Here is a 22,390-nt window from a genome sequence, read left to right as displayed (position 1 = left end):
TCCCGCGGTGTTGCCCGAGCATGGCCGACAGCTCCCCCTCCCCCGTCCCCTCCGGATCCGACGACGCCCTGCCCCGCGGACGCCACCGCGTGCTCGCCCACGCGGCGCGCCTCGGGATCGACGTGGAGGTCGTCGACCGCCCGGACGCCTCGTCGCTGGAGGAGGCCGCGGCGGGCCTCGGCATCGCGCCCTCGCACCTCGTGAAGTCGCTCGTGGTGAAGCGCCACGACGGGGCGCTGCTCATCGCGCTCGTGCCGGGCGACCGGCAGATCAGCTGGGCGAAGCTGCGCGGCATCGTGGGCGTCAACAAGCTGTCGATGCCCGCGGCCGAGGTGGCGCTCGAGGCGACCGGGTACGAGCGCGGCACCATCACGCCGCTCGGCGCCCGGGGCGACCTGCCCGTCTACGCCGACGAGCGGATCGTCGGCCGGCGGATCGGCATGGGCGGCGGCGAGCACGGCGTCTCGGCGCTCGTGGACGCGGACGCGCTCGTGGCCGGGCTCGGCGCGACGGTCGGCGACATCACCGACGAGCTGACGATCCGCCGCCCCTGATCCCGCGCGAGGCGGGGTCGGGGACGGCGGACCGGTCGTGCGCGGAGCGGATCAGGCCCCGACGAGCTGCCCCGCGAGGTACCCCATGAGGTCGTCCAGCGGGATGCGCTCCTGCGCCATGGTGTCGCGCTCGCGCACCGTGACGGCGCGGTCGTCGAGCGTGTCGAAGTCGACCGTGACGCAGAACGGCGTGCCGATCTCGTCCTGGCGGCGGTAGCGGCGGCCGATGGCGCCCGCGTCGTCGAACTCGATGTTCCAGACCTTGCGGAGCTCCGCGGCGAGCTCGCGCGCGACAGGCGACAGCCTCTCGTTGCGCGACAGCGGCAGCACGGCGACCTTCACGGGCGCGAGGCGGCGGTCGAGGCGGAGGACCGTGCGCTTGTCGACGCCGCCCTTCGCGTTCGGCGCCTCGTCCTCGTGGTACGCGTCGACGAGGAACGCCATCATCGACCGGGTGAGGCCGGCCGCGGGCTCGATGACGTACGGGATCCACCGCTCGTTCTTCGTCTGGTCGAAGTAGGAGAGGTCCTGGCCGGACGCCTCGGAGTGCGTGCGCAGGTCGTAGTCGGTGCGGTTCGCGATGCCCTCGAGCTCGCCCCACGCGCCGCCCGTGAAGCCGAAGCGGTACTCGATGTCGACCGTTCGGGTCGAGTAGTGCGAGAGCTTCTCGGCCGGGTGCTCGAACAGGCGCAGGTTCTCGGGGTCGATGCCGAGGTCGGTGTACCAGGCGTAGCGCGCATCGATCCAGTACTGGTGCCACTCGGCGTCCGTGCCGGGCTCGACGAAGAACTCCATCTCCATCTGCTCGAACTCGCGCGTGCGGAAGATCCAGTTCTGCGGCGTGATCTCGTTGCGGAAGCTCTTGCCGATCTGGCCGATGCCGAACGGCGGCTTCTGGCGGGCCGCGCTCAGGACGTTGGCGAAGTTGACGAAGATGCCCTGCGCCGTCTCGGGGCGGAGGTAGTGCATGCCCTCCTGGTTGTCGACGGGGCCGAGGAAGGTCTTGAGGAGGCCGGAGAAGTTCTGCGGCTCGGTCCACGATCCGGGCTGGCCCGTGTCGGGGTCGTTGACGTCGGCGAGGCCGTTGACGGGCGGGTGGCCGTGCTTGGCCTCGTACGCCTCGAGGAGGTGGTCGGCGCGGTAGCGCTTGTGCGTGTGCAGGGACTCGACGAGCGGGTCGCTGAAGACCTCGACGTGGCCGGAGGCCTCCCACACGCGGCGGGGCAGGATGACCGAGGAGTCGAGGCCCACGACGTCGTCGCGGCCGTTGACCATGGTCTGCCACCACTGGCGCTTGATGTTCTCCTTCAGCGCCACGCCGAGCGGCCCGTAGTCCCACGCGGAGCGCGAGCCGCCGTAGATCTCACCCGCCTGGAAGACGAAGCCGCGCCGCTTGGCGAGGTTGATGACCGGGTCGAGACGCGAGGGGGTTGCCACGTTTGCTCCTAGGTGGGGCCGGACTGGGTGCCCGGTCGGCGGACGGCGACCGGCCGGCGGGATGCCGGCGTCGCCGGGGAAAGGCGGCCCCCAGTCTACGGGCGGGTCCGGTCAGTCCTCGTCGCCCGCGGTGCGGCGGTGCGCCAGCTCGACGATGCGGACGGTCTCGAGGGAGTCGCGCGGCTCGACGGGCACGGGGCCGCGGCCGCGCACGGCGTCGGCCATCGCGGCGTAGTAGTCGGCGTAGCGGCCGCGCTCGGTGGGGATCCGCTCCCCCGCCGCGTCGCCCGCGGCCTCGACCAGCGTGCCCCAGTCCGCCTCGGGCGCCTCCCCGAAGCCGGGGTCGACGGGCGACGCGCCCTCCTTGAGGAGCGGCTCCTGCGGGTCGAGCCCGTGCACCGCGTACGCGCCCGCGGTGCCGAGCACCCGGAAGCGCGGGCCGGCGAGGGCGGCCACGCGGCTGACGGTGATGTGCGACTGCACGCCCGACTCGTGCAGCAGCGAGTAGAAGGCGTCGTCGTCGCTCGCGGATCCCTCCCGCACGGTCGCGAGCTCGGCCGCGAAGTCGGCGACGGGTCCGAACAGCTCGAGCGCCTGGTCGATGAGGTGGCTGCCGAGGTCGTAGGAGATGCCGGCGGCCTCCGCCGGGGTCTCGCGGTCCTGCCAGCGGTCGCGCACGGGTCCGCCCCAGCGCTCGAAGGTCGACTCGAAGCGGTGGACCTCGCCGAGCCGCCCGGACGCGATGAGCGCCTTCACGGTGAGGAAGTCGCCGTCGAGGCGCCGGTTCTGGAAGACGGAGAAGGGGATCCCGAGCGCCTCGGCGCGCTCGATGAGCATGAGCGCCTCGTCGACGGTCGCGACGAACGGCTTGTCCATGACGACGGCGAGGTGCGCGTCGAGCGCCTGCAGCCCCTGGCGGAGGTGGGCGGACGCGGGCGAGGCGATGACGACCATGTCGAGCTCGGCGGAGCGGGCGAAGAGCTCGTCGGCGGAGGCGACGACGTCGGCGCCGGGGTGCCGCTCGCGCACGAGGGCCGCGCGGTCGGGGTCCGAGGTGGCGACGAGCGCGACCTGGTACTCCGGGCTCGCCTCGAGGAACGGCGCGTGGAAGACGCGGCCGGCGAGGCCGTAGCCGACGATCCCGACGCGGATCGGCGCGTCGGCTCCCTCGGTCGGTGCGTCGGCGGAGGAGGGACGGGGCGCGGTCTCGGGTGTGCTCACGTCCCGATGCTACTGAGCGGCCGGGTCGCGGTCGCCCTCGACGTCGGCCTCCGGGTCCTCCGCGGACCCCTCGTCGCCGCCCGTCGCGTGCGCGTCGACCGCCCCGCCGAAGCGCCGGTCGCGGTGCACGTAGCTCTCGACGGCGTCCCACAGGTCCTTCCGGCGGAAGTCGGGCCACAGCCGGTCGAGGAACACCATCTCCGCGTAGGCCGACTGCCAGAGCAGGAAGTTGCTCGTCCGCTGCTCGCCTGAGCTGCGGATGAAGAGGTCGACGTCCGGCACGTCCGGCAGGTAGAGGTAGCGCTGGATCGTGCGCTCGTCGATGCGCGACGCCTTGAGCCGCCCCGCGTCCACGTCCTCGGCGATGCGCTTGACGGCGTCCCCGATCTCCGTGCGCCCCCCGTAGTTGATGCACATCGTGAGCGTCATCCCGGTGTTGTCCTTGGTCATCTCCTCCGCGACCCGCAGGTCGTCGATGACGCTGCGCCAGAGGCGCGGGCGGCGGCCGGCCCAGCGGATCCGCACGTTCCAGGCGTCCAGCTGGTCGCGGCGGCGGTGGATCACGTCGCGGTTGAAGCCCATGAGGAACCGCACCTCGGCGGGCGAGCGCTTCCAGTTCTCGGTCGAGAACGCGTAGACCGACAGGTGCGTGGCGCCGAGCTGCACGGCGCCGGCGACGGTGTCGAACCACGCCTCCTCCCCCGCCTGGTGGCCGGCGGTGCGCGGCAGGCCGCGCTGGTTCGCCCACCGGCCGTTGCCGTCCATCACGACCGCGATGTGCTTCGGCACGAGGTCGGCGGGGATGGCGGGCGGCTGCTCCCCCGTCCAGTCGAGCGGCAGGTCGGTGCGTCCGGGGACCTCGGGGCGTCGGCTCATCGGGTCGTCTCCTGTGCTCGGGGGCGGTCGGCGGGGCGGTCGGGCGCGGGGTCCGCGTCACGGGGCGTCGCGCGGACGACGGACGCGGTCGCCGCGGCGAGGGCGGCGGCGGGATCCGGGTCGGCGCCGTCGAGGTCGGGCGCGTCGAGCGGCACGGGCTGCTCGGTGGGCGGCAGGAGCTGGCGGGCGTCGCTGCGGTCCACGAGGCCGAGCGAGCGGATCCCCCGGTCGAGGTGCCACTGCGCGTACGCGGCGACGACGCCGCTGGCGCGCGCCTGCGACCGCAGCGTCGCGGCCTCCGCGTGCCGCCAGTCGCCCGTGAGGAGGGCCGAGAGGAGCGCGAGCGTGTCGGGGTCGAGCCGCGGGGATCCGGGCGGCGCGGCGGCGTCCGCGACCACGCCCCCGAGCTGCACGACGAACGCGGAGTGCGGGCCCGGCGCGCCCGTCACGGCGCAGTCCTGGAAGCTCGGCGCCCAGCCCGCCATCGACAGGCTCCGCAGCAGGTACGAGTCGAGCGTGAGGCTGGCCCCGTGCTCGCGCCGGCTGAGCGAGCGGAGCGCGCCGACGAGCAGGAGGTACTGCTGGAGCGAGCCCTCGTCCTCGGTGACGCGGTCGGCCGTCTCGACCATGGCGCTGGCCGCGGTGTAGCTGCCGTAGTCGGTGGCGATGAGGGCGCCGTAGGAGGCGATCGACTCGGCCTGCGTGATGATGTCGAGGGTCCGGCCCTCGAAGAACTGGGCGTCGGCGACCATGAACGGCTCGAGGCGCGCGCCGAACTTCGACTGCGTGCGCCGCACGCCCTTCGCCACGGCCCGGATCTTGCCGTGCTGCCGGGAGAGCATCGTGACGATCCGGTCCGCCTCGCCCAGCTTGTGGGTGCGCAGGACGACGATCTCGTCACGGTAGAGGGGCACCCGTCGATTATCCGCCCCGCGACGCGTGTCCCCCTGCGCCGCCGCGCCCGGCTCGCGGTCGCCGCTGTGCTATCAAGGGGAGGCCATGGATCCCGTCCCCCTCACCATCCCGCTGTGGGCGGACCTCCTGGCGGTCAGCATCGGCAGCCTCCAGGGCGCCATGTTCGCGGCGGGCTTCCGCGACCGCCGCCTCGACCTGCTGGGCATCGCCATCATCGGCACGGCCACCGGGCTCGGCGGCGGGCTCCTCCGCGACGTGTTCCTCAACGTCACGCCGGCCGCGCTGTCCAGCAACTGGCTCATGCTCGTGGCGGTCGCCGCGGCGCTCGGCGGCATGCTCCTCGAGCGGCTCTTCACGCGCCTCGACGTCGTCATCACGGTGCTCGACGCGCTCACCATCGGCCTGTTCTGCGCCATCGGCACGTCGAAGGCCATGGCGGCCGGGGTGCCGGAGGTGCCGGCGGTCTTCATCGGCGTCGTCTCCGCGGTGGGCGGCTCGTTCGTCCGCGACCTGCTCCTCAACCTGCCCATCGCGATGATGCACGTGGGCTCGCTCTACGCGGTCGCGGCCGCCGTGGGCGCGATCATCGTCGTCGCGCTGGCCGCGTTCGGCGTGCCCATGTGGATCGCCGCCATCGTCTGCGTCGCCGTCACGGCGACGACGCGCCTGCTCGCCGTGCGCTTCGGCTGGAGCCTGCCCGAGCAGCGCGCGCTCAGCCGCCTGCGCTTCACGGCGCTGCGCCGGCCGCGCCCGCGTCGCTGATCCCGCAGCTCCACGTGCCCGGGCACGACGTCGGCCGGGTGTCGCCGCCCGGCCGTCGTCGTGGTCCTGCCCCGCGGATCAGACCGCGGCCAGCTCCGGCTCCCGCACGGTGCGGCGGATGGCCCGGTTGACGCCCGAGACGATCGCCTCGAGCGACGCCGTGGAGCTGTCCTCGTCGATGCCGACGCCCCAGAGCCGCACGCCCTCCACCTCGAGCTCCACGTACGACGCGGCCAGCGCGTCGCCGCTCGCGCTGAGCGCGTGCTCGACGTAGTCGAGGAGGCGCACGTCGACGCCCTGGTCGGCGAGCACCTGCAGGAACGCGGCGATGGGCCCGTTGCCGGACGCGTGCGCGTCGCGCACCTCCTCGCCGTCGCGCAGCTGCACCTCGAGCGACACGGATCCGCCCATGTCGCTGGAGGTGCGCGTGGAGGTGAGCTCGAACCGGCCCCACTTCTCCTCGGCGCGGTCGAGCGGGGCGGGCAGGTACTCGTCCTGGAAGATCGACCAGATCTGCGCGCTCGTGACCTCGCCGCCCTCGGCGTCGGTCTTGGCCTGCACGACGCCGGAGAACTCGATCTGCAGGCGGCGCGGCAGGTCGAGCGAGTGGTCGGCCTTCAGCAGGTAGGCGACGCCGCCCTTGCCGGACTGCGAGTTGACGCGGATGACGGCCTCGTAGGAGCGGCCGAGGTCCTGCGGGTCCACCGGCAGGTAGGGAACGGCCCACGGGATCTCGTCGACCGTGACGCCCTGCGCGGCGGCGTCCGCGGCCATGGCCTCGAAGCCCTTCTTGATGGCGTCCTGGTGGGATCCGCTGAACGCCGTGTAGACGAGGTCGCCCGCCCACGGGCTCCGCTCCGGGACGGCCAGCTGGTTGCAGTGCTCGGCCGTGCGCTTGATCCCGTCGAGGTCGCTGAAGTCGATCTCGGGGTCGATGCCCTGCGTGAACAGGTTGATGCCGAGGGCGACGAGGTCGACGTTGCCGGTCCGCTCGCCGTTGCCGAAGAGGCACCCCTCGATGCGGTCGGCGCCGGCCAGGTAGCCGAGCTCGGCGGCGGCCACGGCGGTGCCCCGGTCGTTGTGCGGGTGCAGCGAGACGATGACCTCGTCGCGGCGGTCGAGGTGGCGGCACATCCACTCGATGGAGTCGGCGTACACGTTCGGCGTCGCCATCTCGACGGTCGCGGGCAGGTTGATGATGACCTTGCGCTCGGGGCTGGGGTCCAGCACCTCGATGACGCGGTTGCAGATCTCGGCCGCGAACTCGAGCTCGGTGCCCGTGTAGCTCTCGGGCGAGTACTCGTAGAAGACGTCCACGTCGGGGATCGTCTCCTCGTACCGCTTGCAGAGGCGGGCGCCCTCGAGCGCGATGTCGATGATCCCCTGCTTGTCGGTGCGGAACACGACGTCCCGCTGCAGCACGCTCGTGGAGTTGTAGAGGTGGACGATCGCCTGCTTGGCGCCACGCAGCGACTCGTAGGTGCGGGCGATGAGGTGCTCGCGCGCCTGGGTGAGGACCTGGATCGTCACGTCGTCCGGGATCGCGCCCTCTTCGATGAGGCTGCGCACGAAGTCGAAGTCGGTCTGGCTGGCCGACGGGAAGCCGACCTCGATCTCCTTGTAGCCCATGCGCACCAGCAGGTCGAACATGATCCGCTTGCGCTCGGGGCTCATCGGGTCGATGAGCGCCTGGTTGCCGTCGCGGAGGTCGACCGCGCACCAGCGCGGGGCCTCGGTGATCCGGCGGGCGGGCCAGGTGCGGTCCGGGAGGTCCACGGCGATCTGCTCGTGGAACGGGCGGTACTTGTGGATCGGCATCCCGCTGGGGGTCTGCGTGCTCTTCATGGTCGTCTCCTCATCGATGTCGGGTCAGCCGTGACGGGACTCCGCGACGAGGAGGGCCGGATCAGGCCTCGCCGCGGCGACTAAGGAGGAGGCGGCCGGACTGCATGCCACCACGGTACACCGCGACCGCCCGGTCAGCGCGCCGAGCGGAGCACGCGCGTCAGGTCGCGCACGGACGTGGACGGCAGGTACGCGCGCGTGAGGGCGAGGCCCACGGTCGGCAGGGCGGTCGCGTCCGGGTAGGCCATGATCAGCGGCACGAGCTCCGGCTGGAACTTGCGCTTGAACTCCAGCAGCGAGCGGAAGCCGTAGACGGGCTCCAGCGAGTCGGCCAGGAACTCGAGGATGCGCTCGACGGCGCTCTCCTGCCGCTCCGGTGCGTCCGGCTGCTCGCCCTTCGGCGACGCGGCCCGGGTCTGCGCGAGCGGGGCGGCGGAGAGGCTCATGAACTCGATGCCGTCCTCCTTCATCCGCATGGCCGAGCGCGCGATGAGGAACTCCATCACGCCGTTGATGCCGTCGGGCCGGCGGCGCATGAAGTCGAGCGTCCAGCCGACCACCTCGCCGTCGCGCCACGTGGGCAGCCAGCTCGTGGCGGCCTGCACGTGGTCGTCCGCGTCGACCGCGAGCATGAGGCGCACCTGCGGGTCGCGCAGCTCCTCGACGCCGCCGAGGGTGAAGCCCATCTCGGGCAGCTCCTTCTCCGCGACCCACTGCTCGGACATCTGCTCGATCTGGCTCGCCCAGGCCAGCGGCAGCTCGGCCCACGTGGTCCACTCCGCCCGGATCCCCGCGCGGTCGGCGCGGTTGATGGAGGTGCGCACGTCCTGCCACTTCTTGCCCGTGGTCTGCCAGGTGCCGGGACGGACGATCGTCTCCTCGGCGACGACGAGCGTCTCCCAGCCCATGTCGTGGAAGAGCGGCGCCAGGGACGCGGGGACGCTGTAGAAGACGGGGGTCCAGCCGTTGTCGTCGGCGAAGCGCGCGAACTGGGCGAGCACGTCGCGGAGGGCGCCCTCCTCGTCCGGCGGGCCGAGCGGCGCCGCCGTGGTGATGGCGACGCTGCCGACCACCCGGTACGCGATGACCGTGCGGCCGTCGGCGGCGATCCAGTAGGAGTTGCCGGGCCAGGTCGCCATGTGCGAGAGGGAGCCGATCGCGCCGCGGCGGAGGGCCGGCATGACGCGCGCCTGCGCGCGGGGCACGGCGGCCATGCGGACGTCGGCGATGGCGCGGAGGCTCGCGATCACGAGGATGATCCAGAAGGCCGGGCCCACCCCGCGGTAGACGACGTCCGTGATCGGATCCGTCGGCAGGAAGTCGAGCGACTCGCCGCGCAGGAACGACGCGGGGATGAAGCGGTCCGGGGCCTCGGCCACGAGGTCGTTGAGGTCGACGGTGCGCGTGAAGCCGTGGGCGAGCGCGAGGCCGGTCGCGATGAACAGCGCCATGAGCCCGGCGAGGGCGATGCCCGTGGTCGTGAGGAAGCGACGGATCGCCCGCCGGGTGGACAGGATCGTGAAGTGCCGCCGCAGCAGCACGAGCACGATCGCGCTGCCGAGCGGGAGCATCACCGACGCGACGAGCGCGGCCACCGCCTCGGGGTGGGCGGACGGCGACGCCTGCAGCCGGGGCGAGATCATGTCGCGGTGCACCAGCATCCCGAACGCGTACGCCGAGAGGACCGCCAGGAGGAGGTTGACGCTCACGGCGAGCCACACGGCGAAGCGGCGCCCGCGGGACAGGCCGTACGCGGCGACGAGCAGCGCGAGCAGCGGCGCGACCGAGAGCAGGATCGGGCCGACCCCGCCGCCGATGCGCGCCAGCATGATCTCCTGCAGGCAGTCGTGCGTGAAGTCGCTCGAGAGGCACCGGGTGGAGATCGCGTCGCCGGGCACCCGGTCGTCGACGAAGAGCAGCGCGATGGGCGCGAGCGGGCCGTAGCGGCTGCGGGACAGCAGGGCGATGACCGGGCCGGTACCGAGGATCGCGACGACGGCGGCGAGGATGACGCGGACCTCGTGGTGGGAGCTGCGCTGCCAGCGCGCGCCCGCGGCCGGCCGGTGCAGGATGCTGCCCGCGACGCCGCCGAGCAGGATCGCGAGCAGGCGGTAGAGGTCGGACGGCTGGCCCGAGTACAGCAGGAACACGAGCACCACGACGACGAGCACCACGCGGATCCGCCGCCGCCACAGCACGCCCGCCCACGCGCTCGAGAGGGCGAGCACGCCGGCCACGGCGGTGAGCGGATCCGCCGTCGCGATGCCGCGCACGCCGTGCGACCACAGCTCGCCGTCGACGAGGCCCTGCGCCTGCACGGCGATGCCGAGGAGCGAGCCGACCGTGCCGGTGAGCACGAAGCCGACGAGGGTGCGCCACCAGCCCATCAGCCGCTCCGCGACGCCCACGAGCACCAGCACGGCGACCAGGGAGACGACGAGCTCGACCGGGCCGTCGGTGAGGAACGCGGCCGTCGCGGTGGTCCACCAGTGGCCGCGCTCGACCACGGCCACGTAGCCCGTGGCCAGCTCGTGGTGGACGACCCGGCGCCAGACGGCCGAGACGGCGGGCAGCACGGCGAGCAGCAGGATGACGCCCGCGATGCCGAGGGTCACCGGCTGCGCCACGAGCCGCGTGAGCAGGGCGCGGGCCGCTCCGGAGGCGGTGAGGAACCGGGGGCGCGGCGTCATCGGGTGAGGCCCAGGCGCTGGCCGAGGTCCGGGAGGGCGTCCTGCACGCACATGTTCACGGCTCCCCAGTCGTGGGCGCGTCCCTCGGCCGTGCTCATCCGGGTGGACATGCCCGCGGCCTTCGCCGCGGCCTCGACCTGCTCCACCTCGGGACGGTACTGCTGGTCGTCCTCGCCCACGCAGAAGAAGGCCGCGCTGTCGGCGTACGGGGCGCGGGCCTCCATGATGGCCGCGGGGAAGGCGGCGGCGTACTGGGCCTGGGATCCGCCGAACGCCGTCGCCACGGTGTCGCCGCCGCGTGAGGGCGCGACCTCGCCGGAGATGTCGACGAGCGTTCCGAAGAGCTCCGGATGCGCCGCGCCGATCTGGGCGGCGCAGGTCCCGCCCTGGGAGAAGCCCAGGATCGCCCAGTGCCGCGGGCCCGTGAGCACCCGCAGGTTCGCCGTGATCCAGCTCGGGACGTCCGCCGTGAGGTAGGTGGCCGTGTTCCCCAGGGGCGAGTCGACGCACATGGGGTTGGCGTCCTGGGCGCCGAGCTGGTCGGGGATCACGACGATGGGAGCGAGTCCGCCGTGCGCGGCGGCGTAGCGGTCGAGGACCGTGGCGATGCGCCCCGACGCGATGAGGTCGAGCGGCGATCCCGGCTGACCGGACATGGCGACCACGACGGGCAGCTCGGGGGCGTCCGCGACGAGCGCGGCCGGCGGGAGGTAGACGAGGGCGTCGCGCGCCGGGAAGCCGGAGCTGGTGCCGGGGATCGTGACGCTGCCGACCCGGCCTCGCGGAGGCAGGTTCTCCCCGGCCGTCCACGTCTCCTCGACGGGCGCGACGGAGTCCGGATCCGCGTCGCCGCCCGGGGCCCCGGCCTCGGCTTCGGGCGCGGGCAGGGACGAGACGTCGAGCGGGCTGATGCGGGATATCCCGAAGGCGGCCGCGATGTTGGGGAACTCCTGCAGGTCGGCGTTGATGCCGACCGCGGAGGCGAAGACCACGAGCGGCGCGACGAGGACCGCGAGCACGGTGTGCAGGACCCGCAGGCGTCGCGGCGGCGCCGTGCGACCCCCGACACCCGTGACGGCTCGTCGGCTGCGCACGACCGTCACGACCACGAGCCCGAGCCCGAGGCCCCCGAACGCCGTCCAGGCGCGCGTGGGCACCGACAGGATCACCCCGAAGAGGTGGAGGAGGTCGCCCAGCACCCACGCGAGCGCGAGACCCGCGAGCCCGCCGACGACGGCGCCGACCAGGAGGGCGACGACCTCCGTGCGGGGCGCGCCCGCGCTCGCCCCGGTGCGGATGCGGGCACGACGGGCGATCACGCCGAGGAGCACGAGGATCACCAGCGGCGCGACCGTCGCAGCGGTGACGAAGGAGGCCGAGATGATGGGGAGGTCGGCGAGATCGTGGAGCACGGGAGGTCCTCTGGTGCGGAAGGGACGGCGATCGAATGTAACGCACGCCGCTCCCGGTCGGACCGGGGCCCGGCCGGGAGCGGCTAGCCCTGGGGCTGGGACCCGTTCAGCCGGTGCTCGAAGGCGAAGACCACGAGCTGCACCCGGTCGCGGAGGCTGAGCTTCGCGAGGATCCGGCTCACGTGCGTCTTCACCGTCGCCTCGCTGAGGAACTCGGCCTGCGCGATCTCGGCGTTGCTGAGCCCGCGGGCGGCGAGGACGAAGATCTCCCGCTCCCGCGAGGTGAGCGCGGCGAACGCGGGCGGGGCGACGCGCGGACGCGAGCCCGGGTCGAAGTGCTCGAGGAGCTGCCGCGTCGCCGAGGCGGCGATGACGCTGTTGCCGGCGTGCACGGTGCGGATCGCGGCGAGCAGGAACTCGGGGTCGGCGTCCTTCAGCACGAAGCCGCTCGCGCCCGCGCGGATCGCCCGCGCGGCGCTCTCGTCGAGGTCGAAGGTGGTGAGCACGAGGACGCGGGGCGGCCGTTCGCCGCGGGCGTCGGCGGCGCGGAGCACCTCGGCGGTGGACTGGATCCCGTCCATCACGGGCATGCGGATGTCCATGAGGATGACGTCCGGGCGCTCCTGCCGCGCGAGCGCCACGGCCTCCTCGCCGTTGGCCGCCTCCCCCGCGAACTCGAGGTCGGGCTGGGAGGAGATGAGCATGCGGACGCCCGTGCGGAACAGGGCCTGGTCGTCGACCAGGGCGACGCGGATGGGAGGTGTCGGCACGGGGGTCCTTCGGTCGGGATGGGCGCTGGGAGCGTATCGCGGGGGGCGCGGGTTCAGGATCCGGCGGGCCGGTCGTCACGGGCGCGTCGCGCCGCCGCCGCCGCCGCGCCGCGCGCGGCGGCCGTGCGGTGCGGGCTGACCGGCGGCATGGGCGCCCCGGGGGTCGCGGTGCCGGCGGCCGCGGCCTCGGGCGGGAACAGCTCGTCGAGGGTGAGCGGGCGGCTGCGGGCGTCCGTGCCCGGCGCCACGCCCGCGCCGGCGACGGGGACGCGCGGCACGGGGCGCGTGGCGGGGGCGAACGGGATCCAGGCGGAGACGGTCCAGACGCCGTCGCGCACGCCGGCCGAGAACCGGCCGCCCGAGAGGGTGGCGCGCTCGCGCATGCCGGCGAGGCCGTGCCCGACGGGCTGCGCGGGCGGCGTCGGAGCGGGCGGCAGCACGGGCAGCGCGATGATGCCGGTGGTCGTGCGCGCGGGACGCACCGGGTCCGGGAGCGTGCGGCTCCGCACGGACACGGACGCGCCGTCGGGCTCCCACGCCAGCTCGACCTCCACGGGGTGGCCGACGTCGCCGTGCCGGAGCGCGTTGGTGAGCGCCTCCTGCACGATCCGGTAGACGGCGAGCTGCTGGCCGGTGCCGAACTCGCCGGGCCGCCCGGTCTCGACGAACTCGACGGCGAGGCCCGTGGAGCGCATCTGGTCGATCAGGTCGCTCAGCTCCTTGAGCTCCGGCTGCGGGGTGTCGTCCTCGCTGTGGCGGAGCTGCGCGAGGAGGATGCGCACGTCGCCGAGCGCCTGCCGGGCGGTCGTGGAGATGGTGCGGAGCGCCTGGTCGGCGGCGTCCGGATCCACCATGCGGGCGTAGCGGGCGCCGTCGGCCTGCGCGATGACGACGGCGAGCGAGTGCGCGACCACGTCGTGCATGTCGCGCGCGATGCGGTTGCGCTCCTGCTCGACGACCACGTCGTGGAGCGCCCGCGCCTGGTCCCGCTCGGCCGCCTCCTGGGCGTCCCGGCTCTCGTGCGACGCCCGGGAGGCGACGACCAGGCGGCCCGCGGTCCAGGAGGCGAGGAGCACGCTCCACGCGCAGAGGAGGAGGAAGAGGAACAGGGTGGCGAAGTCGGCCCACTCCCCCGTGCTGAACGCGAGGCGGCCGACGGGGACGCGGCCCGCCGCGTACGAGAGGTAGAGCGCCGCGACCACGCCGCCGACGACGGCGGACGCGAGGCCGAGGGCGCGGGTGACGCGGCCGCCGTAGGCGGCGCTGCAGTAGACGACGCCCGCGATCGCGATGTCGCCGGGCTCGACGCTGGCCCCCGCGCCCATCTGCACGATCGCGCCGGCCCAGGCGATCGCGAGCGACAGCCCGGGCGCCATCCGTCGGACGGCCAGCGCCGCGCCCATGACGAGCACGAGGACCAGCGAGACCTCGGAGGTCGTGAACGAGAAGATCCCGAACGCGCTGGCGGCCGCGACGCCGATGGAGCCGGGCGCCAGCAGGGCGACGAAAGCGACCGCGAGGACGACGTCGAGGACGACCTGGTACCTCGGGATCCGGCGCAGCATGGGACCACCGTACGTGCCGCGCGTCGGCCGCAGGCCGCTGCCGGCCGAGGATCCCCGCGGAGGCGGCCCGATCTCATCCGCGCGATGTACGGACGGGCGGCCCGGCGGGTCAGAACCCGAGGCGGCCGAGCAGCTTCGGGTCGCGCTGCCAGTCCTTGGCGATCTTCACGCGCAGCGACAGGAAAACGCGCTTCCCGACGAGCGGCTCGATCTGCGCGCGCGCCACCTGGCCCACGTGCTTGAGCCGGGACCCCTGGGCTCCGATGACGATGCCCTTCTGGCTGTCCCGCTCGACGAAGAGGTTCGCGTAGATCTCGAGGAGCTCCTTGTCCTCCCGCTCGATCATGTCGTCGATCGTGACGGCGAGCGAGTGCGGGAGCTCGTCCTGCACGCCCTCGAGCGCGGCCTCGCGGATGAGCTCGGAGATGCGCGCCTCGAGCCCCTCCTCGGTGACGGCGTCGTCGGGGTAGAGCTGCTCGGAGATGGGCAGCGCCTTCAGGAGCTCGCCCACGAGCGCGTCGAGCTGGTGGGCCTCCACCGCCGAGACGGGGACGATGGCGTCCCAGTCGCGCAGCTCCTGCACGGCGAGCAGCTGCTCGGCGACCGCGTGCCGGGACGCGGAGTCGGTCTTGGTGACGATGGCGATCTTGCGGGCGCGCGGGTACTCGTCGAGCTGCTCGTTGATGAAGCGGTCGCCCGGGCCGATGCGCTCGTCCGCGGGGATGCACAGGCCGATGACGTCGACGTCGCCGAGCGTCGTCTGCACGAGCGAGTTGAGCCGTTCGCCGAGGAGCGTGCGCGGCCGGTGGATGCCCGGGGTGTCCACGAGGATGAGCTGCCCGTCGGGCCGGTGCACGATCCCGCGGATGGCCTTGCGCGTCGTCTGCGGCTTGGAGCTCGTGATGGCGACCTTCTCGCCCACGAGCGCGTTGGTGAGCGTCGACTTGCCGACGTTCGGCCGGCCGACGAACGAGACGAAGCCGGCCCGGTACGCCGGGGCCCCGCCACGCGGCTTGCGCGTGGGCCTCGCCGGCTCGGCGTCGCGGTCGATGCCCCAGGCCTCGTCGGAGAGCGGCGCGGGCGCGGACGAGGTCGCGTCCTCCGCCGTCGCGTCGTCCACCGTCGCGGGCTCGGTCGTCGGGTCGTCGTCCCGGGGATCAGTCATGGTCGTGTCCTCTGTTGGCGGCGGCGCCCGCGGGGGCAGCCTCGTGGTCGTCGTCTTCGTCGTCCGCGCGGTCGCGCTCGACGAGGATCGTGCTGATGCGCGTGCGGCGCCCCTCGACCCGGTCGGCCGTGAGGACGAGCCCGCCGACGCGGACCACGGATCCGCGCTCGGGCAGGCGCCCCAGCGTCTTGGCGAGGAGGCCGCCGGCGCTGTCCACGTCGTCGTCGTCGAGCTCGAGCCCGAACAGGTCGCCCAGCTCGTCGATCGGCAGCCGGGCGCTCACACGGTACACGCCGTCGCCCAGGTCCTCGTACTCGGGCACGTCGCGGTCGTACTCGTCGCTGATGTCGCCCACGAGCTCCTCGATGAGGTCCTCGAGCGTGACGAGCCCGGCGATGCCGCCGTACTCGTCCACCACCATCGCGAGGTGGTTGGACTCGAGCTGCATCTGCCGGAGGAGCGCGTCGGCCTTCTGCGACTCGGGGACGAAGACCGCGGGGCGCGCGAGCTGGTCGACCGTGGTGCGCTCCGCCTCCTCGGGCCGCTCGTACACCATGCGCGCGAGGTCGCGGAGGTACAGGACGCCCTCGATCTCGTCCGAGTCGCGGCCCGTGACCGGCGCCCGCGAGATGCCGCGCGAGAGGAACAGCCCGAACGCGGATCCGACGTGGGAGGTCTGCTCGACCACGACCATGTCGGTGCGCGGGATCATCACCTCGCGCACCACCGTGTCGTTGAACTCGAAGATGGAGTGGATGAGCTCCCGGTCGTCCTCCTCGAGCACCTCGAGCTCGGTGGCCTCGTCGACCATGCTGAGCAGCTGCTCCTCGCTGGTGAACGTGGCGACGGTCTTGGGGCGGCCGGGCGTGACGCGGTTGCCGAGCGCGACGAGGGCGTCGGCGATCGGGCCGATGGCGACGCGGATCACCCGCACCATGAGCGCCGTCCACACGAGCAGCGGTCGCGCGTGCACGCGGCCCACCGAGCGCGGGCTGGCCCCGACGAGCACGAAGGACACGGCCGTCATGATCGCGGCGGCCACGAGCAGCGTGATCCACCACTCGGCGATCGTGTAGGCGAGCGCCAAGGTGACCAGCACGGCGGCGCTCGTCTCCGCGATGATGCGGACGAAGCTCAGCGAGTTGACGTACGCGCCGGCGTCGGTCGAGATGGCGAGCATCGACCGCCGGGCGCGCGAGGTGAGCGCGAGCTCCTGGATGTCGGCGCGGGAGAGCGAGGAGATGGCCGCCTCGGATGCGGCGAAGAGGCCGCCGAGGACGACCAGGAGGAAGGCGGGGACGAGGAGGGCGAGCATCGGCTGCGGGTCAGCGCCCGCGCTCGCTCATGGCGAACCCGATCAGGATGTCGCGCTGGAGCCCGAACATCTCGCGCTCCTCGTCGGGCTCGGCGTGGTCGAACCCGAGCAGGTGCAGGATCCCGTGCGCGGTGAGCAGCAGGATCTCCTCCATCGTCGAGTGCCCCGCCGTCACCGCCTGCTCGGCCGCGACCTGCGGGCACACGACGATGTCGCCGAGCAGCCCGGCGGGGGTCGGCCGGTCCTCGGTGCCGGGGCGCAGCTCGTCCATGGGGAAGCTGAGGACGTCGGTGGGGCCCGGCTCGTCCATCCACTGCACGTGCAGCTGCTCCATCGCGCCCTCGTCCACCATCACGATGGCGAGCTCGGCGTCGGGGTGGACGTGGAGGGTGTCGAGCGCGTAGGTCGCGAGGCGCTGGATGAGCGGCTCGTCCACCTCGATCGCGGACTCGTTGTTGATCTCGATGCTCATCGGGTGCTCCCTGGGGCGGTGCGGCGCTCGGCGCGGAGGTGGTCGGCGGCCTGGCGCTCCGCGTCGTAGCGCGTGTACGCGTCCACGATGCGGCCGACCAGGGTGTGCCGCACGACGTCGTCGCTCGTGAGGCGGGAGAAGTGGATGTCGTCCATGCCGTCGAGCACGCGCGTGACGAGCTGGAGGCCGCTCGATCCGGTGGGCAGGTCGACCTGCGTGATGTCGCCCGTGACCACCATCTTCGAGCCGAAGCCGAGGCGGGTGAGGAACATCTTCATCTGCTCGGGCGTGGTGTTCTGCGCCTCGTCGAGCACGACGAACGCGTTGTTGAGCGTGCGTCCGCGCATGTAGGCGAGCGGGGCGACCTCGATGGTGTTGGACGCCATGAGCTTCGGGACGAGCTCCGGGTCCATCATCTCGTTGAGCGCGTCGAACAGCGGCCGGAGGTACGGGTCGATCTTGTCGGTGAGGGAGCCCGGCAGGTAGCCGAGCCGCTCCCCCGCCTCGACGGCCGGGCGCGTGAGGATGATCCGCTCGACCTCCTTGCGCTGCAGCGCCTGGACGGCCTTCGCCATGGCGAGGTAGGTCTTTCCGGTGCCCGCGGGGCCGATGCCGAACACGATCGTGCTCTCGTCGATCGCCTGCACGTACCGCTTCTGGCCCTCGGTCTTCGGCCGGACCGTGCGGCCGCGCGACTGCACGATGGCCTCGCTCAGCACGTCGGACAGGGTCCGCGCGTCGTCCTCGCCGAGCCGCCTCGCGCTCGTCTCGATCTCCTGGGGCTCCACGTGCTGTCCGTCCTCCACCATCGCCACGACCTCGTCGATGAGCCGGCGCGCCGCGGCGACGCGGCCCCGGGTCCCGACGAGCGTGATCTCGTTCCCGCGGACCCGGACGTCGACGTCCGGGTGCTCGCGCTCGATCTGCCGGAGCAGCCGGTCCTGCGGCCCGAGGAGGCGCACCATGAGCACGCCGTCCATCGTGGCCGTCTGCTCGACGCGGTCGTCGTCCGCCTGCGCGGACGCGCCGCCCCGCGGGTCAGAGCCCGACATGGTCCCCCGGGCCGAAGCCGCCGAGCACGTGCGCGTGCACGTGGAAGACCGTCTGTCCCGCGTCCGCGCCCGTGTTGAAGACCAGGCGGAACTGCCCGCCCGCGCGCTCCGCCGCGATGCGCGACGCGACGTCGACGACCTCCGCGAGGAGCGCCGCGTCGCCCGCGGCGAGCTCCACGACGTCGCGGTACGCGGCGGTCCTGGGCACCACGAGCACGTGCACGGGCGCCTTCGGCGCGATGTCCTCGAAGGCGATGACCCGCTCGGTCTCCGCGACGATCTGGGCCGGGATCTCCCGGGCGACGATGCGCTCGAAGACGGTGGGCTCTCGGGTCTCGCTCATGCGACCAGCCTACGCGGCACGGGTGACGTCACCAGCGCCCGAGGGCGGCGTTGACGAGCGCCAGCGCGGCGGGTCCCGCGGTGGACGTGCGGAGGATCCCCGAGCCGAGCGCCACGGGGATCGCCCCGGCCGCCCGGAGCGCCTCGACCTCCGCCGGGCTGATGCCGCCCTCGGGGCCGACCACCAGGAGCACGTCGGTCGCGGCGTCCTCGCCGGACGGTGCCAGGTCGAGGCGGGACAGGCGCGCCTCCGCCGTGGGGTCGAGCACCAGCACGCGCGCGGCGGCGGCCATGCGCACGAGGTCCTTCGTCGTCGCGAGCTCCTCCACCACGGGCACGCGCGGCCGGATCGACTGCTTCACGGCCTCGCGGACGATCGCGCGCCAGCGGTCGCGGCCCTTGGCGACCTTGGCGCCCTCCCAGCGGGAGACGGAGCGCTGCGCCTGCCACGGGATGACCGCGTCGACGCCCAGCTCGGTCGCGGCCTGCACGGCCAGCTCGTCGCGGTCGCCCTTGGCGAGCGCCTGCACGAGGACGACGCGGGGCGACGGCTCCGGGTGCGCCTCGACCGATCCGACGCGGAGCTCCAGGCGCTGCGCGTCCGCCGACGTCACGGTGCACGACGCGACGGTGCCGCGCCCGTCGCCGACGAGGAGCGCCTCGCCGGCGCGGACGCGGCTCACCGTCACGGCGTGCCGCGCCTCCTGCCCGGTGAGGACGATGACGCGATCGACCGCGAGGTCGCGGGCTCCGATGTCGTCGGCGAGGTAGAAGTGCGCCACGGGTCAGACGTTGAGGAAGCGGTCGCGGAGCTTCTGGAAGAGGCCCTGCTGGAAGTGCGCGAGGTGCGGCGCCGGGGCCTTGTTGCGCTTCGCGAACTGCTGGATGAGGTCGCGCTCCTTGTGGTCGAGCTTCTGGGGCGTGACCACCTGGATCCCGATCTTCAGGTCGCCGCGCCCGGAGCCGCGCAGCTTCGTGACGCCGCGACCGCGCACCGTGATGATCTCGGCGCTCTGGATGCCGGGGCGGAGCTCGAGGTCCACCGCGCCGTCGAGGGCCTCGATGCGGGCGTCGCTGCCGAGGATCGCGTCGACCATGCTCACCTCGACGGTCGCGAGCAGGTCGTCGCCGTTGCGGCTGAAGACGTCGTGGTGCGCGACCTTGATCTCGAGGTAGAGGTCGCCGTTCGGGCCGCCCGCGGGGCCGACCTCGCCGGAGCCCGGCATCTGGAGGCGGAGGCCCGTGTCGACGCCGGCCGGGATGTCGACCGGCACCGTGCGGCGCGCGCGGACGCGGCCCTGGCCGGCGCAGGTCGGGCACGGGTGCGGGATGACCGTGCCGTAGCCGCGGCAGGTGCCGCAGGGGCTCGAGGTCATGACGTTGCCGAGGAGCGAGCGCACCTGGCGCTGGATGCTGCCGGAGCCGCGGCAGATGTCGCACGTCACGGCGCTCGTGCCGGGCTGCGCGCAGGATCCGTGGCAGGTGTCGCACACGACGGCCGTGTCGATCTCGAGGTCGCGGTGGACGCCGAAGATGACCTCCTCGAGCTCGACCTCGACGCGGAGCAGCGCGTCCTGGCCGCGCTCCTGGCGCGAGCGGGGACCGCGACCGCCGCCGCCCTGCTGGCCGCCGAAGAACGTCTCGAAGATGTCGCCGAAGCCGCCGAAGCCCTGGCCGCCCCCGCCGAAGCCGGCCTGCGGGCCGAGGTCGTACTGCTGGCGCTGCTGCGGGTCGGACAGGACGTCGTACGCGTGCGTCACGAGCTTGAACCGCTCGGCCGCGTCGGGGGCGTCGTTGACGTCCGGGTGGAGCTGGCGCGCCTGCTTGCGGTACGCCTTCTTGATCTCCTCGGCGGATGCGTCGCGGCTCACGCCGAGTACTTCGTAGTGGTCAGCCACGTCGGGCCCTTCGGTGGTGATGGTCGTGGGGATCAGGGGCGGTGCGCCGGCGTGCGGCGGTCACCGCTCCTCGAGCAGGCGGGAGAGGTAGCGCGCGACCGCGCGCACCGACGCCATGTTGGTCGAGTAGTCCATGCGGGTCGGGCCCAGCACGCCGAGGCGCGCGAGCACGCCGCCGGAGGAGCTGTAGCCGCTGGTGAGCACGCTCGTCTCGCCGAGGCCGAACGGGGCGTTCTCCCGGCCGATGCTCACCGAGACGCCGTGCTGGTCGGCCTCCATCTCGCCGAGCAGGCGCAGCAGCACCACCTGCTCCTCGATGGCCTCGAGGACGGGCGAGATGCTGCCGGGGAAGTCGCGCTCCGTGCGGGCGAGGTTCGCGGATCCGGCGAGCAGCAGCCGCTCCTGGCGGTTGGCGAGCACCTGCTCCACGAGCGTGCCCGCGAGGGCGGCGGCGGCGGAGCGCTGGGCGGGCTCGACCTCGTCGGCCAGGGTCTCGAGGCGGGTCGCGGCCTCCGCGAGGCCGAGGCCCCCGACCGCCTGGTTGATGCGCGTGCGCATCCCGGCGAGGAACGCGTCGTCCGGGTCGCCCGCGAGCTCGACGACGCGCTGCTCCACCCGGCCCGTGTCGGTGATGAGCACCGTGAGGACGCGCGTGGTCGACAGCGCGACGAGCTCCACGTGCTTCACGTGGCTGGTCGCGAGCGACGGGTACTGCACGAGCGCGACCTGGTTCGTGAGCTGCGCGAGGAGGCGGACGGTGCGCGCGAGCACGTCGTCGAGGTCGACGGACTCGCCGAGGAACACGTGGATCGCCTGGCGCTGCGCCGGGGTGAGCGGCCGCACGTCCGCGAGCTGGTCGACGAAGAGGCGGTACCCCTTGTCCGTCGGCACACGACCCGACGAGGTGTGCGGTGCCGCGATCAGCTCCTCCTCCTCGAGGAGGGCCATGTCGTTGCGGATGGTGGCGGCCGAGACGCCGAAGGCGTGGCGCTCCACGATGGACTTCGAGCCCACGGGCTCCCGCGAGGACACGTAGTCCTGCACGATCACCCGGAGGACATCGAGTCCGCGTTCCGAGACCATCGCGGCTCCCTCCTGGCACTCGTCGGTTCTGACTGCCAATCGTACCGCGCGTCACGGCGTGGTCGGCGTTGCCGGTCGCGCGTCGGCGGCAGTAGCGTGGAGGGGCCCGGTGATGCCTGGCCCACCCTGATCCGAAGCGGTCGGCCGGTATGCCGGCCGTCGCCGCGCACCGAGAGGCCCCGCGATGTCCGCACCCGACTCCCACCCCTACGGCGCCCCGGCTCCGCTCACGCCGAGCGAGGACCGCCTCTGGGCGTCGCTCACGCACTTCCTCGCGATCCTCATCGTGCCGACCTTCATCGTCTGGCTGGTGTTCCGCGAGCGCGGTCGCTTCACGGACCAGGAGGGCAAGGAGGCGACCAACTGGACCATCAACGTGGCCGGCGCGCTCGTCGTCCTCAACGTGCTGCAGGCGATCTTCGTGGTCATCCCGATCCTCGGGCTCCTCATCAGCCTGCTGCTCGGCCTCGCCATCTTCGCGGTCGTCGTGGTCAACATCGTCTTCGCGATCATCGGCGGCACCCGCGTGCAGAGCGGCCGCCCGTACCGCTACCCGCTCAACATCCGGTGGATCAAGTAGGCGGCATCCGATGAGCGCCCGGATCCGGCACGTCGCGATCGACTGCCTCGACCCGTACGCGCTCTCCCTCTTCTGGGCGGGCGTGACGGGCTTCGAGGAGGATCCCGACGAGCCGAACCGCCCCGGCGACGACGCCGCGTGGCTCGGCGACCCCGTCTCCGGGCTCGGCATCATCCTGCAGCGGGCGGACACGCCGAAGGCCGGCAAGAACCGGGTCCACCTCGACCTCGCGCCTGACGACCGGACGCGCGACGAGGAGGTCGAGCGCGTCCGCGGCATCGGCGCCGCGCTCGTGGCCGACCGGAGGAACGCGGACGGCAGCGGCTGGGTCGTCCTCGCGGATCCCGAGGGCAACGAGTTCTGCGTGGAGCGCAGCGACGCCGAGCGCGAGGCCGGCGACGAGGTGGGCGCCGTCGTCCTCTGACGATCCGCCGGG

General features: G+C 73.2%; 20 protein-coding genes and 1 pseudogene. 4 read left to right on the top strand and 17 right to left on the bottom strand.

Annotated elements, in window-relative coordinates; all coding sequences use genetic code 11:
- Positions 1 to 20: 20 nt before the first annotated feature.
- A complete protein-coding gene (locus AES38_RS07525) occupies positions 21 to 554 on the top strand; it encodes an aminoacyl-tRNA deacylase (RefSeq protein WP_053774446.1) in 534 nt (177 codons plus the stop codon).
- Between the two features lie 51 nt (positions 555 to 605).
- Here AES38_RS07525 and AES38_RS07520 read toward each other — a convergent pair whose 3' ends face one another.
- From AES38_RS07520 to recO, 4 genes and pseudogenes are all read right to left on the bottom strand, one after another.
- On the bottom strand, positions 606 to 1,991 hold the full coding sequence (locus tag AES38_RS07520; protein WP_053774445.1) for a glycine--tRNA ligase: 1,386 nt from the start codon (positions 1,989 to 1,991) through the stop codon (positions 606 to 608).
- 111 nt (positions 1,992 to 2,102) lie between these two features.
- A complete protein-coding gene (locus AES38_RS07515; RefSeq protein ID WP_053774444.1) occupies positions 2,103 to 3,212 on the bottom strand; it encodes a Gfo/Idh/MocA family protein in 1,110 nt (369 codons plus the stop codon).
- A gap of 9 nt (positions 3,213 to 3,221) precedes the next feature.
- Positions 3,222 to 4,088, bottom strand: coding sequence for an isoprenyl transferase (locus AES38_RS07510; protein ID WP_053774443.1), 867 nt, complete (start codon positions 4,086 to 4,088; stop codon positions 3,222 to 3,224).
- A 200-nt stretch (positions 4,089 to 4,288) separates the two neighbouring features.
- Positions 4,289 to 5,002 (bottom strand): annotated as a pseudogene (gene recO / locus AES38_RS07505) (DNA repair protein RecO); the annotation flags it as partial.
- Between the two features lie 85 nt (positions 5,003 to 5,087).
- Between recO and AES38_RS07500 the strand changes: the two are divergent.
- Positions 5,088 to 5,765: a trimeric intracellular cation channel family protein gene (locus tag AES38_RS07500; RefSeq protein ID WP_053774441.1), complete on the top strand. Its 678-nt coding sequence runs from the start codon at positions 5,088 to 5,090 to the stop codon at positions 5,763 to 5,765.
- A 78-nt stretch (positions 5,766 to 5,843) separates the two neighbouring features.
- Here the strand turns inward: AES38_RS07500 and leuA are convergent, their stop codons facing one another.
- From leuA to hrcA, 13 genes are all read right to left on the bottom strand, one after another.
- Entirely contained in the window at positions 5,844 to 7,610 is a 1,767-nt protein-coding gene (leuA, locus tag AES38_RS07495; protein ID WP_053774440.1) for a 2-isopropylmalate synthase, read from the bottom strand.
- 134 nt (positions 7,611 to 7,744) lie between these two features.
- Entirely contained in the window at positions 7,745 to 10,300 is a 2,556-nt protein-coding gene (locus tag AES38_RS07490) for a bifunctional lysylphosphatidylglycerol flippase/synthetase MprF (protein ID WP_053774439.1), read from the bottom strand.
- Positions 10,297 to 11,712: an alpha/beta hydrolase gene (locus AES38_RS07485; protein WP_053774438.1), complete on the bottom strand. Its 1,416-nt coding sequence runs from the start codon at positions 11,710 to 11,712 to the stop codon at positions 10,297 to 10,299. Before AES38_RS07485 ends, AES38_RS07490 begins: the two co-directional genes overlap by 4 nt.
- An 83-nt stretch (positions 11,713 to 11,795) precedes the next feature.
- Positions 11,796 to 12,482: a response regulator gene (locus tag AES38_RS07480; RefSeq protein ID WP_053774437.1), complete on the bottom strand. Its 687-nt coding sequence runs from the start codon at positions 12,480 to 12,482 to the stop codon at positions 11,796 to 11,798.
- Positions 12,483 to 12,535: 53 nt separating this feature from the next.
- Positions 12,536 to 14,047 carry a sensor histidine kinase gene (locus tag AES38_RS07475; protein WP_053774436.1) on the bottom strand — a complete coding sequence of 504 codons (1,512 nt, stop codon included), beginning with the start codon at positions 14,045 to 14,047 and terminating at the stop codon, positions 12,536 to 12,538.
- A gap of 109 nt (positions 14,048 to 14,156) precedes the next feature.
- Entirely contained in the window at positions 14,157 to 15,212 is a 1,056-nt protein-coding gene (gene era / locus AES38_RS07470; protein WP_174775891.1) for a GTPase Era, read from the bottom strand.
- Entirely contained in the window at positions 15,205 to 16,527 is a 1,323-nt protein-coding gene (locus AES38_RS07465) for a hemolysin family protein (RefSeq protein ID WP_053774435.1), read from the bottom strand. Before AES38_RS07465 ends, era begins: the two co-directional genes overlap by 8 nt.
- Positions 16,528 to 16,537: 10 nt before the next feature.
- The gene (gene ybeY / locus AES38_RS07460; RefSeq protein ID WP_043669058.1) at positions 16,538 to 16,999 is read right to left on the bottom strand and encodes an rRNA maturation RNase YbeY; all 462 of its coding nucleotides are present in this window, start codon (positions 16,997 to 16,999) and stop codon (positions 16,538 to 16,540) included.
- Positions 16,996 to 18,051: a PhoH family protein gene (locus AES38_RS07455; protein WP_053774434.1), complete on the bottom strand. Its 1,056-nt coding sequence runs from the start codon at positions 18,049 to 18,051 to the stop codon at positions 16,996 to 16,998. The genes ybeY and AES38_RS07455 overlap by 4 nt, the downstream gene beginning before the upstream one ends.
- Positions 18,038 to 18,394 (bottom strand): HIT domain-containing protein, encoded by a 357-nt coding sequence (locus AES38_RS07450; protein WP_053774433.1) that lies wholly within the window; start codon positions 18,392 to 18,394, stop codon positions 18,038 to 18,040. The genes AES38_RS07455 and AES38_RS07450 overlap by 14 nt, the downstream gene beginning before the upstream one ends.
- Before the next feature lie 28 nt (positions 18,395 to 18,422).
- The gene (locus AES38_RS07445; RefSeq protein ID WP_053774432.1) at positions 18,423 to 19,175 is read right to left on the bottom strand and encodes a 16S rRNA (uracil(1498)-N(3))-methyltransferase; all 753 of its coding nucleotides are present in this window, start codon (positions 19,173 to 19,175) and stop codon (positions 18,423 to 18,425) included.
- A gap of 3 nt (positions 19,176 to 19,178) precedes the next feature.
- A complete protein-coding gene (dnaJ, locus tag AES38_RS07440) occupies positions 19,179 to 20,291 on the bottom strand; it encodes a molecular chaperone DnaJ (RefSeq protein ID WP_053774431.1) in 1,113 nt (370 codons plus the stop codon).
- 60 nt (positions 20,292 to 20,351) lie between these two features.
- Positions 20,352 to 21,374: a heat-inducible transcriptional repressor HrcA gene (hrcA, locus tag AES38_RS07435; protein WP_053774430.1), complete on the bottom strand. Its 1,023-nt coding sequence runs from the start codon at positions 21,372 to 21,374 to the stop codon at positions 20,352 to 20,354.
- A 184-nt stretch (positions 21,375 to 21,558) separates the two neighbouring features.
- On the opposite strand from hrcA, the gene AES38_RS07430 reads away from it, so the two are divergent.
- Positions 21,559 to 21,954, top strand: coding sequence for a DUF4870 domain-containing protein (locus AES38_RS07430; RefSeq protein ID WP_053774429.1), 396 nt, complete (start codon positions 21,559 to 21,561; stop codon positions 21,952 to 21,954).
- Between the two features lie 10 nt (positions 21,955 to 21,964).
- Entirely contained in the window at positions 21,965 to 22,378 is a 414-nt protein-coding gene (locus tag AES38_RS07425) for a VOC family protein (RefSeq protein WP_053774428.1), read from the top strand.
- The last annotated feature ends 12 nt before the right edge of the window (positions 22,379 to 22,390 follow it).

The sequence above is a fragment of the Clavibacter capsici genome (assembly GCF_001280205.1).
Taxonomy (GTDB): Bacteria; Actinomycetota; Actinomycetes; order Actinomycetales; family Microbacteriaceae; genus Clavibacter; species Clavibacter capsici.
Note: the sequence above shows the minus strand (reverse complement) of the source record. Positions and strands in the feature narration are given on the sequence as shown.

Bases quoted from the DNA above. Each gene is read 5' to 3' on its own strand.
- AES38_RS07490 (WP_053774439.1), bottom strand. From the start codon at position 10,300: ATGACGCCGCGCCCCCGGTTCCTCACCGCCTCCGGAGCGGCCCGCGCC.
- AES38_RS07465 (WP_053774435.1), bottom strand. From the start codon at position 16,527: ATGCTCGCCCTCCTCGTCCCCGCCTTCCTCCTGGTCGTCCTCGGCGGC.
- AES38_RS07510 (WP_053774443.1), bottom strand. From the start codon at position 4,088: ATGAGCCGACGCCCCGAGGTCCCCGGACGCACCGACCTGCCGCTCGAC.
- era (WP_174775891.1), bottom strand. From the start codon at position 15,212: ATGACTGATCCCCGGGACGACGACCCGACGACCGAGCCCGCGACGGTG.
- AES38_RS07500 (WP_053774441.1), top strand. From the start codon at position 5,088: ATGGATCCCGTCCCCCTCACCATCCCGCTGTGGGCGGACCTCCTGGCG.
- leuA (WP_053774440.1), bottom strand. From the start codon at position 7,610: ATGAAGAGCACGCAGACCCCCAGCGGGATGCCGATCCACAAGTACCGC.
- AES38_RS07455 (WP_053774434.1), bottom strand. From the start codon at position 18,051: ATGTCGGGCTCTGACCCGCGGGGCGGCGCGTCCGCGCAGGCGGACGAC.
- AES38_RS07450 (WP_053774433.1), bottom strand. From the start codon at position 18,394: ATGAGCGAGACCCGAGAGCCCACCGTCTTCGAGCGCATCGTCGCCCGG.
- AES38_RS07475 (WP_053774436.1), bottom strand. From the start codon at position 14,047: ATGCTGCGCCGGATCCCGAGGTACCAGGTCGTCCTCGACGTCGTCCTC.
- hrcA (WP_053774430.1), bottom strand. From the start codon at position 21,374: ATGGTCTCGGAACGCGGACTCGATGTCCTCCGGGTGATCGTGCAGGAC.
- ybeY (WP_043669058.1), bottom strand. From the start codon at position 16,999: ATGAGCATCGAGATCAACAACGAGTCCGCGATCGAGGTGGACGAGCCG.
- AES38_RS07425 (WP_053774428.1), top strand. From the start codon at position 21,965: ATGAGCGCCCGGATCCGGCACGTCGCGATCGACTGCCTCGACCCGTAC.
- AES38_RS07430 (WP_053774429.1), top strand. From the start codon at position 21,559: ATGTCCGCACCCGACTCCCACCCCTACGGCGCCCCGGCTCCGCTCACG.
- AES38_RS07525 (WP_053774446.1), top strand. From the start codon at position 21: ATGGCCGACAGCTCCCCCTCCCCCGTCCCCTCCGGATCCGACGACGCC.